Here is a 13804-nt window from a genome sequence, read left to right as displayed (position 1 = left end):
AAAGCGATTATGAAACATCTTGAAGATAGAGTGGCATTGGTAACAGGTGCGACGCGGGGAATTGGTAGGGGAATTGCTATTGGCTTGGCTGAGGCTGGTGCAACTGTATACGTCACCGGCCGCAGCCTCAACAACTCTTCCAGTGATGCGGTTTCAGGGAGTCTTAGTGAAACCCAATCAGCCATAAAGGAAGTTGGTGGTGTATGCATTCCCGTGCAAGTAGACCACAGCGACGATGAGCAAGTGCGTTTACTGTTTGAGCGCATTCAAGATGAGCAGGATGGACAACTCGACCTACTGGTTAACAATGCTTACTCAGGAGTTCAGGCAGTTAAAGACGCCTATGGGCAGCCCTTTTGGGATGGTGAACCAAGTCTTTGGGATGCTAGCAACAACGTTGGTCTTCGTAGCCACTATGTTGCGAGTATTTTTGCTAGCCGAATGATGACCAAGCGTAACTCTGGACTAATTTGCACCATTTCCTCGTGGGCTGGGATGTCTTACTTCTTTAATACAGCATACGGTGCTGGTAAAGCAGCTTGCGATCGCCTAGCAGCTGATATGGCTGTTGAACTCAAACCCCATAATGTCGCTTCTGTTTCAATTTGGCCAGGTATAGTTGGTACTGAGCTTTTTTCCCGTTTTGCTTCCGAAATGAATCAAACCAATGCTACTGACCAAAAAAGCTCATTCATCAGTGAGCGCTACAACTGGGAAACTCCCTTATTAACTGGACGAGTGATTGCTGCACTTGCTTGTGAGCCAAATCTCATGCGCCGTACAGGACGGGTGCAGATTGTTGCCGAATTAGCTAATAAATATGGAATTGTCGATGAAAATGGTGATCGGCCCGCATCACTACGTTCTCTGCGTTTTGTATTGCCAGTTGCATTACCTGTACTGCGAAAGTACTCATGGCTCATACCTGATGTTAAAATGCCGTGGTCATTACTACTATTGAGTGCGGTTAGCTCACCTAAAATTTAATCGGCATTGGGGATGGGGTATCCACCTTTGATACTCGTAAACGAGCCTTTTAGCTGCGTTCATCCACCTTTGATACTCGTGAACGAGTCTTTTAACTCCGTTCATCCACCTTTGATACTCGTGAACGAGCCTTTTAGCTGCGTTCATCCACCTTTGATACTCGTGAACGAGCCTTTTAGCTGCGTTCATCCACCTTTGATACTCGTGAACGAGTCTTTTAACTGCGTTCATCCACCTTTGATACTCGTGAACGAGTCTTTTAACTGGATGAATCCACCTTTGATACTCGTGAACGAGTCTTTTAACTCCGTTCATCCACCTTTAATACTCGTGAATGGGTGCGATCACATTCACGCACTCGATTTTTCTGGGATTTCTGAACTATAAGGCTCTCAAAGTTCGGCGCTAGAACTTTATTGCTCATCTACATCCAATACCCAACAAAGATTAGTTATTATCAAGGTTTTACACGCTGCCCCGTGTAAGTGAATGTTCCCGCTACTGGGGCATGATCATTAAGCGGATTTGCCTTTAGATTGAAAAACCTGAGTATTCCTGTTGCTTGCACTATCCCAGTTAAAGGATCAAACGTCGCACGAAGATCGGTTCTGGTAATTGTACCTGGTAATGTCGCTGTTGGATAATTGAAGTTGAGTTCTGTGGCAGCAATCTCTCTGTCTGAAGTACACTTCCAACTGCCCTGTACATTACCAAAGGGTTGGACAGAGGGAATACCACTTTGGTTTGAGGCTGAGGCCACAAGGTTGCCATCTTGGGTGTACGTTATAATTGCACGAAATGAACCAAAGTCACCTGATACTGTCACGAGGTACGTGCCCGTGACAAGTTTGTGACAATCCTCTATGGGATTAGCTAAAACTTCGTGCAGATTCACAAAGAAAGTAGTCGTGAGTGCCAACAGTATACAAATCGTTAACTTAACTAAAGTATTACGAGTTTTCATTCTAAAACACCTGCTTATAAATACATAAATTTATTAACTCATGGTTGACAACATAATTCACAGTAAATTGATATTAGAGTTTAGACTAGGTAACAAGAAACGACCCAGCAGGGCTGAGTTTTGAGTTTATAAAATACAAGCTTCAAGCATAAAAATCTCTAATGTTAAGTAGATTTGGGCTGCTGTTTGCGTGGTTACTTCGTGTGTTTTTTGACTATTAAACAAGAAATTCTACGTTATCGTGGTTGTCCAGCTTTCCAGCCTGGGGACTTTCCACGAGGTTTAGTTCACAAAACAAACTGTCCTGAGATATATAAAACTTTGTATCCTGAGTTTAATAGGTCTTAATTAATAGTTCTTTAAAAACTGGTGGAAGAAGATTTTAGGCTAATTGTTGATTTAGTTTTAGTTCTAGGAGTTGCAGCCTGTGGCGGACTGCTGGCGGCACTTTTGCGACAACCCGTGCTGCTAGGTTATCTGATTGGCGGGATGATCATTGGGCCAGCCGGACTGGGACTGATTAAAGAAGTTATTCAAGTAGAGACTCTGGCACAGTTCGGGGTTGCCTTTTTATTATTCGCCTTGGGTGTGGAATTTTCCTTTGGAGAACTCAAGAAGGTAAAAGCGATCGCTCTTGGCGGAGGTGGACTCCAGATTGCTTTGACGATTTTGATCACAGTTGTGGTATGCGGGTTAACCGGAGCCTGGGGAGCCTTACCTGCTAAGGGCATGTTTTTAGGGTGTATTCTGTCTTTGTCTTCCACAGCCGTTGTCCTCAAGTGTTTGATGGAAGATAACGAAACAGAAACGCCCCACGGGCAAGTTATGCTAGGGATTCTGGTAGTACAGGACTTGGCACTAGGACTGATGTTAGCAGTCTTGCCAGCCCTTAACCAACCAGCAGAAACTATTGGCATCACCGTGCTAACAGCACTACTGTTGATTGGTTTATTTGCCGCCGGGGCAGTAGTTGCGGGGATTTGGCTGATACCACCTTTGTTGCAACTGTTAGCCCGTACCGAAAGCAAAGAACTATTTTTATTAGGGGTTGTAGCTCTATGTTTGGGCATTGCTCTATTGACAGAGCATTTGGGGCTGTCGATTGAAATGGGGGCATTTGTCGCAGGTTTGATGATTTCTGAGGTGGAGTACGCCGATCAAACCCTGACTTATGTGGAACCCTTGCGAGATATCTTTGCCAGTTTATTTTTTGCTGCCATTGGGATGTTAATCGACCCAGTGTTTTTGTGGAACAACCTAGAATTGATTTTGGGGTTAGTGGCAATAGTTTTCGTAGGGAAATTTTTGATTATCACCCCCCTAGTAAAGCTGTTTGGCTACCCTTTGAAAACAGCCATAATCGCCGGTTTGGGACTGGCGCAAATTGGGGAATTTTCCTTTGTTCTGGCTAGTGAAGGGCAGGCATTGGGGCTGGTGTCCCGACAAATATACTTATTAATTTTGGGAACCACCGCAGTTACTCTCATGCTTACTCCCTTTGTCCTGCGGCTAGTGCCATTTTTATTTAACTTTGCTGAATCAATGCCCTGGTTGAAACCGTATTTAGAAGAACAAGAGGCGCGGGATGTGTCGGAAGATTTGCCCTTCAAAAACCATGTGGTAGTCTGTGGCTATGGGCAAGTTGGCAAAAATTTAGTAAAGTTGTTGCTGCAACATGACCTGCCTGTGGTAGTAATCGACCAATCAGAAAGTAGAATTCAGCAGTTGCGTGAGATGGGTGTGTCTTATGTCTATGGTAATTGCGTGAGTTTACATGTTCTAGAAACCGCCGGGGTGAATCATGCCAAAGGAATGGCGATCGCCCTCCCAGACCCGATGAGTACCCGCCTTTGCTTGAAACGCGCTTTGGAATTGCGCCCAGAATTAGATTTGGTTGTCCGTGCTACCCAGGATAAAAATATTGAGGTGCTGTATCAATTGGGAGCTAAAGAAGTTGTCCAACCAGAGTTTGAAGCCAGCTTAGAAATGGCAACTCATTTATTAACTGGCTTAGGCTTGTTGTCGCCAGCTGTCGTCCAACGCCAAATGCAGCAAATCCGCAACGATCATTATTTAGATTTGCGGCCAGAGCGTTCTGCTACTGAAGTTGCTCGTGATTTGCGCCAAGCAACTCGCGATTTAAATCAGCGCTGGTATCCTCTCCCATCTGCTTCGCCTTTAATTGGCATGAGTATAGAAGAAGTAGATATGCGCTACTTAACAGGAGCGAGTTTGATGGCAATTCGCCGCACTAACGGCGATGAAATTGATTATCCCAATAATCAAACCAAATTGGAAGAAGGCGATCGCTTGCTGGTAGTGGGAGCAGATGAAGAACTGGCGGCTTTAGCAGAGTTAGCTAAAGGACAAGCTGTTGTTCCTGGAGAAAATAGTGCTTGTCAGTGGATTACAGTTAATGCAGATGCGCCAACGCTAGGTAAAACCCTTAGAGATTTAGATATTGGCAAGCAATATGGAGTACAGGTACAGGCAATCCGGCGCGATGGTAAATTTATTCGCTATCCTGATGGCGGCATGGACTTACGAGTTAGAGACCAAGTATTGTTATGTGGTGGCTTGACAGGTCTGAGTCAACTAGAACAGTTATTTGCGATCGCAAGTTCAGCACCCCTTTCTATGTAACTATTCACTCCCCCTCTATCTGTAAGAGGTTAAGGTAATTGCACATTTGTCTGCGAGGGTGCAGGAAAAGGAGACTATCTCTAGCTTGGAGACTGGCTTTTGCAGGGATAGGACTTACGCAAAAAACCTCTCAAACTCTCATTCTGGAGTTTAGACTAGATGGTAGAACTTAAAGAAAAATAGGGGGTGTGATTGAACACAGACCCCCTATTAGCAGAAGCACCAGAGTTGAACCACCAACTCTCGCCTGCTAATATGAAACGTGCCAAACTAGAAGAATTTCGTCAAGCTGTGTACAAGCATCTAGGTAAAGCAAGCGCATGATGTGACTTTTGAACTAACAGATGCCATACTTCTAACCCGTAATGCTTACAGTTTGGCAGATTTATCACTATCACCAGTATCTAGGCGCAAGTGGCCAAGTATTTATGAAGCGTTACAAGATAGCAGACCACAGCGCCAGAAATCGATGCAGTTATACATCAAACACATGCCAGCACAGAGTCGTCCGTTATTGGCTGGTGACCACACTGCTTGGTTTCGACCTGATGCAGTAACTCTACAGGAAAGGACAATTGAACACAGCATTGTCACAGTAGGGGGAAACAAACCAATTACCATTGGTCAGGGGTATAGCACCATTGCTTGGATACCAGAAGATTCGGGCATTTGGGCATTACCCTTAAGACATGAACGAATTACCAGTTGGGAAACGCCGATAGAGAAGGCAACTTGGCAATTACAACAAGTGTGTGAACATTTACTAACTAGACCAATTTCGGTTTGGGATAGTGAGTATGGGTGCGCCCTTTTCGTTTTATCTACGTATGGTTTTATCATAATATTACTCTTATCAAACGTTTACGATGAAAAATAACTTTGCTGTTGTCAGTCTTGTGATTAGTAGTCTGTTGGCGCTGACCATTCCGGGAGTGATAAATCCAAGCGCAGCAGATGCTGATGATTATTATGGAAACTTATGTGGTAAAGGAATTGTTGGTACATACCTGGCAATAAGTACGTCGGGAAATACTACTCCATCTTTAACATACCGTGAACTTCTGACTCTTACCGCAGATGGTAATCTCATTGCCAATGACTCTAATGCTGGCGGTGTGCCTGGTTCATCAAACCCTCTAGAGCAACCTTTCGGTACTGTACAAGGTAGTTGGAAGTGTATTGGAAAAAACAAAATTGTAGCCACGGCACTAAATTTCACTTTTAGATCAGGGTCGCTGCCAGCTAATATTGTACCGGGTAAATATCAATTGACATTTAATCCGCAAACAGGGACTGTAAGTGGCAACTACTCGATGAACTTCTATGATATAAACAGCAATCCACTTAACAAAAATACTCAACCACTTCCCCCAGCCACACCTACCCAATTTAACTACCAAGGCGTGAAGGTGAAAGCTAAGTAACGCTGTTTCATCACTGAGGGATGTAAACTTCAAAATTATTTGGCACGGATGTTGAAGTACACCGAATATCCGGATCAAGACATCAAAAACTTTCTTGCCTCTCATGGTCGGGATGCTGCGGTGCTACCACCGAATGAAGTCGCATCGAGCGGCTTTGATACTCCTGTACTCTTCTTGCAAACTCTTTTTATTCATGCTTGGTATGTAAGGCGACCATGACAGGATTTTTTGTAGTGGTAATAAAAAGGATTTTTACCACTACAAGGTTTTCCTAATCTGGTAAATTTTAGCCAGCACTGTGGGAAGGGGCGTTCCAAACACCGATTTATGACTAACTCTTGGGTTTAATATAAGCGATCGCTTGTTTCCAAACAGTGGTTTGCTGACTGTTTTCATCAGCAATACAAATACAGTATGGATCTTGCCATAAAACCGTCCCTGTTATTACATCACCAGTCAGCAACTTAAACTCTACTGGTTTTGTTTGTTTAATCAGGGTTTGGACTTGTCTAATACTAGGCAAAGTGGTGTCAAGTTCGGTAAGCATTTTTAGTAAAGATGAACCTACAAGGCAAAATAAAGAGTAACTAATCCTTGATAATTCATCCTTGAGGAAATGGCAATCGAATTTACTAAGTATCATGGTCTGGGCAACGACTTTATTCTGATTGACAATCGCTCGTCATCTGTACCTGTAGTGACGCCAGAGCAAGCCATCAAGTTGTGCGATCGCCACTTTGGTATCGGTGCTGATGGTGTAATTTTTGCCCTACCTGGAGAAAACGGCACTGACTACACCATGCGGATTTTTAATTCCGATGGTTCAGAACCAGAAATGTGTGGCAATGGCATTCGCTGTTTAGCTGGCTTTTTAGCAGACTTAGAAGGTGAATCTCGAAATAAAGACTCATATCGCATTCATACTTTGGGTGGTGTAATGACTCCCCAACTCTTATCTAATGGTCAAGTAAAAGTAGACATGGGTTTACCCAGGTTACTCGCTGGCGAAATTCCGACTAATCTTGCACCCACTGAAGAAAAAGTAATTTCTCAGCCGTTAGAGGTGGCGGGGAAAACTTGGGATGTCACTTGTGTAAGTATGGGAAATCCCCACTGCATTATTTTTGTGGAAGATGTAGGGGCAATTGAGCTAGAAAGCATCGGCCCTAAATTTGAGCATCACCCAGCTTTTCCCCAACGCATAAATACTGAATTTATGCAAGTGGTACGTCGTGACTATTTGAAAATGCGGGTGTGGGAACGGGGGGCTGGGATTACATTAGCTTGTGGTACTGGTGCTTGTGCTTCTATAGTAGCTGGAGTGTTAACCGGGAAATGCGATCGCACCGCCACTATAGAATTACCGGGTGGCCCCTTGCAAATTGAATGGTCAGAAATCGACCAACGGGTTTACATGACAGGACCCGCCCAGAAGGTATTCACTGGGAAACTGTAACCAACTTACCATTGGCATAACTCAAGTAATAGTGCCATAGAAATCAGCGATCGCCAAATCTGATGATCGCTGATCAAGCATTCTTCAAATCTGTCTATCAAGCGCTTTGGCGTGCAACATCTCTATTAACAGTGTCAAGCTAGTGCAAGAGAATTTGTAGTAAACACTTTAGTGCTGAGAAAATAGACTACTAGATTCTTTCTTGCAAGTAGCGAGAAATTGCACTGTCAAGGTATGGCATTAATTCACCTCGGCTGCTACCAAGAACGCTATAAGTTGGGCGGAGAGCAGTTAAACCAAGTTGTTCTGTGGGTAGTGCAATCAGATTGCTAACACTGACTCCAGCTTGCTTGGCCGCTAACCGTGCTAAATCAGCCCAGGCAATCGCACTCTTGTTCGCCAAATGCCACAGCCCACACTCGCCGTCAATTAATAAATCCAGACTAGCATGAACCAAATCAGGCACATAGGTAGGTGAAACAATTCCATCCTCTGCGGCGACGAAAGTATTCCCAGCACTAAGCTGACGTAGGGCGATCGTGATAAAGTTGTAATCATCCCACGGGCCAAAAAATGCACTGGTGCGAATCACTAGCGATGCTGGATTAGCTTGCAATACTAGCTTTTCCGCCAAAACCTTGCTGCACCCATATACATTCAGGGGAGCAACGGTATCAGTTTCGACATAAGGATTAGACACAGCACCGTCAAATACCAAATCTGAGGAGAAAGTCAATAGCGGTACGTTATGTTGAGCGCAAGCAGCAGCTAGAATCGCTGGGCCTTCGGCGTTCACTTGCAGGCAAACATCAGGTTCACGTTCAGCATCGTCCACGCGCACGTATCCGGCAGCATTCACAACTGCCCACGGCTTCAACTGGGTAAGCGCGGCATTCACAGAGGCAGGATCGGTAATATCCATCTCTTGACGCGTCAGCAGGTGATATGAAATCCCACGCACTTGGCACAACCGAGCAAAAGCCTTTCCCAGAGTTCCTCTCGCACCGAGGATCGCTAAAGGAACTGATGGGGATGTTGCTTGACTTTTCCTTGCTCTCCCTATTTCCCCACTGCAACTTAGCGCCGGGTATAACAGGCGCTCTTGGCGATGCCACCATCCTGGGGTATCAAGTAACGAGTGATCTGGTTGATGCCCAGTTGCTAGAACTCGTACCATTTTAGCGATCGCTGTCGGTCGGGGATGTGGAGAACGCAAATCAAATGCACCTGGCTCGTAGTAGCCGTGAGCTTTTGTGACTAAACTATTCCAATCGTAGCTACCAAGGAGTGCCCAAGCAGTTACAGCGCGGATATCCACACCCTCAGCTTGTAATTCCTGCGCCGCATTCCACACTTCATAAAACCAACGTAACTGCTCCTCGCGGGTGCAGCTAATATGAACTTCGGTGATAGCAAGGGGCAAGTGATAGCGTTCCCATGCCTCTAGTAGCAGTGTGCGCGGGCCAGCCAAACCCTCAGCACAAACTCGCACCGCCTCTACATCCGCATACTTGTGTTGCCCATTACCGCCATGAGTCCAAGCTGGATAGTTTTCTGTGTGCTCATCCAAAAAGCGTTCACTAGTTAAGTAATGGTTAATGCCGATGATGTCAGGTGGACAAGGATTTTGCAAAAATCCCTCAAGTTCAGCCTCACTGACACCACAGTGGCGCAAGTAACCCCACATGGTATGAGTTTGAGTGATTCGACCACATAATAAATCAAAGCTCAACCAGCGACGTTCGTTCTCAAATTCTGCTTGATAAGCCAGCTTTGGTGTACTGTAAATCTTACCCAAATCCTCGGTTTGCACTAGTTGGGCATTAGGGTTGACTTCCCGGATTACCTGCATTGCCAGTGCTACTCCACGGCACTGTCCTAACAAAGCACGAGCGAAAGTTAAATCATCCCGGCCGTGAGGATACCAGTGGCCGTACATCCCACTAAATCGCGCTGTTGTCAGTGGCTCATTTATAGGTGTGTAATGTGTTATCCAAGGATAGCGATCGGCAACTGCACGAGCAAACACCGCTAGTTTTTCTGAAAATTCCAAGTCTACCAAGCTGGTGTTACGCGGCCCGCTGCCATGATGCACTAATCCCACAATCGGACAGATGCCAAGTTCGTGCAAGCGCCCCAGTCTTTCATCCGCCCACGACCAATCAGCATTTTCTAATCCATCAGGTGCTATCCTCTCCCACAGCACAGGGTAGCGGATAGCTTTTATCCCTAGTTCTGCAAATAAATCTAAGTCATCCAAGCGCATTGCATGACCGTTGCATTCCAACTGGTCAAAATACTCGTTACCCACGCGATTAACTGTACACTCTACACCAGCCCATACTTCCAGGGGGAGTTGTAAATTATTCTCTCTCAAGATGCTATTAACCGCATCTATATTTGAGTTAAAGACAAAAGTCATAATTTACACAACTAAAGCTTCTATTAGCTTTGTATTTCTGCGTTTTAATAATGCAGATATAGCATATATTTGCGGTTTATTAACCATAAAACTATCAAGAAGAATAGAGAATTCAAAATTAATTAGTGAAATATTCAGATCCAAAACTTTAGTTGTTATATGATGTCCGGGCAATTAAGCATAATACCCGGAACCCCACCCCGCTAAAGCTGCGCTTTAGCTCCCCTCCCCGTCGGCGGGGAGGGGTTCTTTTCTTATGGGTAATTTGGCGGACATGATATTAAGCATTAAATCTATGACTTAGTGGGGATATAAATCCACTTTTCTATCCTTCAGTCACATAGAATTCCCAAGTTGAATTCTATCAGGACTTAAATAAAAAGGTAGTGAAAGCCTTGATTTACCATAGAGGCAATTAATGTAGACACATACTCCTACGGAGAAGCAAGCTACGCGGAGCGTCTGTCTGCGACACGCTGCACGAACGTAGAGAAGTGGCTTAAGGCAGGGTATTGCCCCTACATTTCGTACTTGATACGTAAATCCTATCTATGTGACTGAATTCTTTCTTCACTAAAAAATTGTAGGCTGGGCAGTACCTGCCCATGACCAACGTCAACAAACTCAAGCCTTAACCGCTATTTGTTTGTATGTTGCCAAAGCCTGCGCTACACAATGATCCATGTTGAGATACTTGTATGTAGCTAGCCGTCCCACAAAATGCACCCCTGGCTTTACCTCAGCCAGCGCTTTGTATTGTTTGTAAATTTCCTGATTTTCAGGACGTGGCACGGGATAATAAGGATCGCCCTCTGCTTTGGGAAACTCATAAACAATACTAGTTTTGGAGTGTTCCTGTCCAGTCAGGTACTTAAATTCGGTGACACGGGTATAGAGCTGTTCGTTCGGATAGTTAATCACTGGCGCTGACTGAAACACAGGGGTGTGATGCGTTTCGTGTTTAAAATCTAGTGAGCGATAGGGTAGTTTACCGTAGCGATAATCAAAAAATTCATCAACTGGGCCAGTGTAAACGATTTCGCGGCAAGGTATTCCTTTCTGGATTTCACGGTAATCAGTGTTGAGCATTAGCTTGATATTCGGATGATTTAGTATATTCTCGAACATCCGGGTAAAGCCGTGCAGTGGCATTGCTTGGTAACTATCCGTGAAATATCGACTGTCGCGGTTAGTACGGGTGGGAATTCGGGCAATTACTGTTTTGTCAAGTTCCGATGGATCGAGTCCCCATTGTTTACGGGTGTAATTTCGGAAGAACTTTTCGTAAAGTACCTGACCAACTTTACTGATGACTACATCTTCAGAAGTACGGATGTCTTCTCTCGGTTCTGCAACCGACTGAAAAAACTCTTCTGCCTGGAATGAATTGAGGTTCATTCCATAGAGTTTGTTGATGGTGTCAAGGTTAATGGGGATGGGAACGAGCTGTCCATCTACGCTGGCTAAAACATGATGCTCGTAAGCACGCCAGGGAGTAAACTGTGAGAGGTATTCAAAAACTTCGCGTGAGTTGGTGTGAAAGATATGGGGGCCGTATTTATGTACGAGAATACCGTGGTTATCGTAATGGTCGTAAGCATTACCACCGATGTGGTTGCGCTTATCCACAACCAATACTTTTTTACTAGAGTTTCTCGCCAAACGTTCAGCTAGAACGCTACCAGAGAACCCCGCACCGACAACTAAGTAATCAAATAAAAACTCTCTGGTAATGATGCTTGGTGCTTCTGGGATATTTGTTGAGATATGAGATTTGCCATTTGTGCCATTGACTGTGGTATCTTGTGTGCTAGCGATCGCAGACTCTATCAACTGCATCATCGATCCCCAAGTCCGATCCCAAGAAATTTGCTCTAAAAAGGCATCTACCCGACTCAACCATCCTGATACTGGGGTATCTTCTTGCATTGCCTGTTCTGCGGCAGTGACGAACTCTTCAGTAGTGTCTGCAATTCGTACTAACTTCAAATCTCCATAAGGGCGTACTACGTCTTGAATTGAGGTAGACACTACTGGTTTACCTGCGGCAAGATACTCTGGAGTCTTAGTTGGACTGATAAAGCGTGTTGATTCGTTTCGCGCAAACGGCAACATTGCCAAATCCCAACCCGCCAGATATGCAGGTAACTCTTTATAGTCTTTACTACCGATGTAATGAATATTTTCATGCTGTGGCAAAATTGCTGGGTCAATTTTCACAACTGGCCCAATTATTATTAAATGCCAATCAGGGCGAGCCTCGGCAATCCCAGCCAGCAGTTCAATATCCATCCGTTCGTCAATCACACCAAAGAACCCAAGACGGGGATGAGGAATATTTGCTTGGTCAACTGGTTCTTCTTCAAAGGTTCTTCCTTGTCCAAAGTGGGCTACATCTACACTACTAGGAAATGCATAAATGTTTGGGTGCTGATTCACCTTGCTTTCGTAAAGGCTTTGTCCCCCTGTAAACACTAAGTCGGCACGACGAAACAGTTCTGCTTCGTAATTTTTTAAAGTCGGTGATGCTCCCTTAAAGGCAGACAATTCATCCATGCAATCATATATAACTGCTTGGGGTTGCAAATGACCTGTCCAAGTGATCGCCATCGGAGTGTAATACCAACAAATGTACTTGTTGATGTTATGCTCTACAAACAAACCATTAATCAACACTTGTAAATCTGCGTTTATTGCTTCCTCACTCAGACCTTCTGGTAAGTGTGGTACAACAACAACAACTCCACTATCATCTTGGCTGACATTTAATCGCCCTAATGGCTCCTGGCTAAAAATTGGCTCCTCGATAAAGAACACCCGCTTTCCTTGAGCGCAGCGGCTTAGAAGATGTTGTGGTCTTTGATAAACGAAATTCCAACGCAAATGAGATAGGCAAACTATATCAGGTGTATCTGTAAATTTTTTTGTTCGGGAAGTTTTATTGAGTGAGGATAAATTCAGCGATGATGTCTTTAATGATTGGAATTTGGCTGGTTCCGATAGCTTTGCTTCACTCAGGTTTCGCGACACAATATGACTGACGTCGTTACTAGCACCGTTATTTTCTACTTGCATATTGCTTGACATAAATAATAATTAACTCAACTTTCCGAATATTGGAAGAATAATTTTTATTCTTTTTATAAGTATTTTTAATACTTACTTTTTTTAACTGATTATTCATCTATCTAAATAAATGATAATTGACTCATTTTTTATTCCTAGGTATGAAATTTTCCTCAATTAACAGATGCCAGTCTCTGCCAAATTTTACTAAATCCATAACCTTGTGTATGCCAAAAGGCTGATATTGAAATTCAGCGTAGAAGTAAATTTTGATAAAATAAAAATTTTCATAAATATATATTATTTAAATAGTCAATACAAAATTATCAGCTAAAACCAGTTTAACCAAGGCTTTCATTAGCTTTTTTCTCTTGTTCAACACGACGACCAAAATATTTTGGTGATAAGTCTAATAATCTTGACGGAGAGACAAAATGAGCTACAAGATTTATGGAATAAAGAATGTAGCAATTTATAAGCTAAAAAGATATCTTCAATTGTCAATATTTTATTCTTATTGATGATTTTACCGAAAATGCTTAAAAAGTCAATTTAGTCTTGGTGGATATCTGTTGTTAAAAATTGTAATTAATCTCTTGCAATCAATTAAAAAAGTTAGTTTAGAAACCTTGACTAATGCTCAACCGATTCCAATTACATTTGAAAGCTGAAGAAAGAAAATACAGAGATTTATTTCATTAGCAAACCTAACAATTGAAAAAAATTGGTTTCTGATTATTACTGCATGGGTAGAAACACAATTTACCTCGAAAAAAATCATTTATGTAGTAATTCGTACAAGTTGAGGAGCCAATGTGGCGTCTTGTCTAAATCTATTCATG

11 protein-coding genes are annotated in these 13804 nt (G+C 43.5%); 7 read left to right on the top strand and 4 right to left on the bottom strand.

What is annotated here, in order from left to right; translation table 11 throughout:
* Positions 1-9: 9 nt before the first annotated feature.
* Positions 10-987 (top strand): SDR family NAD(P)-dependent oxidoreductase, encoded by a 978-nt coding sequence (locus tag V7K48_RS27575; RefSeq protein WP_335077327.1) that lies wholly within the window; start codon positions 10-12, stop codon positions 985-987.
* Positions 988-1444: 457 nt separating this feature from the next.
* Here V7K48_RS27575 and V7K48_RS27570 read toward each other — a convergent pair whose 3' ends face one another.
* Complete coding sequence (locus V7K48_RS27570; protein WP_335077325.1) at positions 1445-1951, bottom strand: hypothetical protein; 507 nt, start codon at positions 1949-1951, stop codon at positions 1445-1447.
* A gap of 369 nt (positions 1952-2320) precedes the next feature.
* On the opposite strand from V7K48_RS27570, the gene V7K48_RS27565 reads away from it, so the two are divergent.
* From V7K48_RS27565 to V7K48_RS27545, 5 genes are all read left to right on the top strand, one after another.
* Positions 2321-4594 carry a cation:proton antiporter domain-containing protein gene (locus tag V7K48_RS27565; protein WP_335077323.1) on the top strand — a complete coding sequence of 758 codons (2274 nt, stop codon included), beginning with the start codon at positions 2321-2323 and terminating at the stop codon, positions 4592-4594.
* A 192-nt stretch (positions 4595-4786) separates the two neighbouring features.
* Complete coding sequence (locus V7K48_RS27560; RefSeq protein ID WP_335077321.1) at positions 4787-4918, top strand: hypothetical protein; 132 nt, start codon at positions 4787-4789, stop codon at positions 4916-4918.
* Position 4919: 1 nt separating this feature from the next.
* On the top strand, positions 4920-5471 hold the full coding sequence (locus V7K48_RS27555) for a hypothetical protein (RefSeq protein WP_335077319.1): 552 nt from the start codon (positions 4920-4922) through the stop codon (positions 5469-5471).
* The gene (locus V7K48_RS27550; RefSeq protein WP_335077317.1) at positions 5461-6018 is read left to right on the top strand and encodes a hypothetical protein; all 558 of its coding nucleotides are present in this window, start codon (positions 5461-5463) and stop codon (positions 6016-6018) included. The genes V7K48_RS27555 and V7K48_RS27550 overlap by 11 nt, the downstream gene beginning before the upstream one ends.
* 48 nt (positions 6019-6066) lie before the next feature.
* Entirely contained in the window at positions 6067-6237 is a 171-nt protein-coding gene (locus V7K48_RS27545) for a hypothetical protein (protein ID WP_335077314.1), read from the top strand.
* Positions 6238-6349: 112 nt separating this feature from the next.
* Here the strand turns inward: V7K48_RS27545 and V7K48_RS27540 are convergent, their stop codons facing one another.
* Positions 6350-6565, bottom strand: a complete 216-nt coding sequence (locus V7K48_RS27540; RefSeq protein WP_335077312.1) for an Hfq-related RNA-binding protein — start codon at positions 6563-6565, stop codon at positions 6350-6352.
* 69 nt (positions 6566-6634) lie between these two features.
* Here V7K48_RS27540 and dapF point away from each other — a divergent pair, with 69 nt between their 5' ends.
* Positions 6635-7474, top strand: a complete 840-nt coding sequence (gene dapF / locus V7K48_RS27535; protein ID WP_335077310.1) for a diaminopimelate epimerase — start codon at positions 6635-6637, stop codon at positions 7472-7474.
* Positions 7475-7664: 190 nt separating this feature from the next.
* On the opposite strand, the gene V7K48_RS27530 is transcribed toward dapF, so the two are convergent.
* Together V7K48_RS27530 and glf are read right to left on the bottom strand one after the other, a co-directional pair.
* Positions 7665-9896 carry a family 1 glycosylhydrolase gene (locus V7K48_RS27530; protein ID WP_335077307.1) on the bottom strand — a complete coding sequence of 744 codons (2232 nt, stop codon included), beginning with the start codon at positions 9894-9896 and terminating at the stop codon, positions 7665-7667.
* Between the two features lie 624 nt (positions 9897-10520).
* The gene (glf, locus tag V7K48_RS27525; RefSeq protein WP_335077305.1) at positions 10521-12983 is read right to left on the bottom strand and encodes a UDP-galactopyranose mutase; all 2463 of its coding nucleotides are present in this window, start codon (positions 12981-12983) and stop codon (positions 10521-10523) included.
* Positions 12984-13804: the final 821 nt, after the last annotated feature.

The organism is Nostoc sp. (assembly GCF_036919615.1).
Lineage (GTDB): Bacteria > Cyanobacteriota > Cyanobacteriia > Cyanobacteriales > Nostocaceae > Nostoc.
The sequence above is the reverse complement of the archived record's forward strand: the minus strand, read 5'-3'. Positions and strand labels throughout refer to the sequence as shown.

Bases quoted from the DNA above. Each gene is read 5' to 3' on its own strand.
- V7K48_RS27575 (WP_335077327.1), top strand. From the start codon at position 10: ATGAAACATCTTGAAGATAGAGTGGCATTGGTAACAGGTGCGACGCGG.
- V7K48_RS27570 (WP_335077325.1), bottom strand. From the start codon at position 1,951: ATGAAAACTCGTAATACTTTAGTTAAGTTAACGATTTGTATACTGTTG.
- V7K48_RS27550 (WP_335077317.1), top strand. From the start codon at position 5,461: ATGAAAAATAACTTTGCTGTTGTCAGTCTTGTGATTAGTAGTCTGTTG.
- V7K48_RS27545 (WP_335077314.1), top strand. From the start codon at position 6,067: ATGTTGAAGTACACCGAATATCCGGATCAAGACATCAAAAACTTTCTT.
- V7K48_RS27540 (WP_335077312.1), bottom strand. From the start codon at position 6,565: ATGCTTACCGAACTTGACACCACTTTGCCTAGTATTAGACAAGTCCAA.
- dapF (WP_335077310.1), top strand. From the start codon at position 6,635: ATGGCAATCGAATTTACTAAGTATCATGGTCTGGGCAACGACTTTATT.
- V7K48_RS27530 (WP_335077307.1), bottom strand. From the start codon at position 9,896: ATGACTTTTGTCTTTAACTCAAATATAGATGCGGTTAATAGCATCTTG.
- glf (WP_335077305.1), bottom strand. From the start codon at position 12,983: ATGTCAAGCAATATGCAAGTAGAAAATAACGGTGCTAGTAACGACGTC.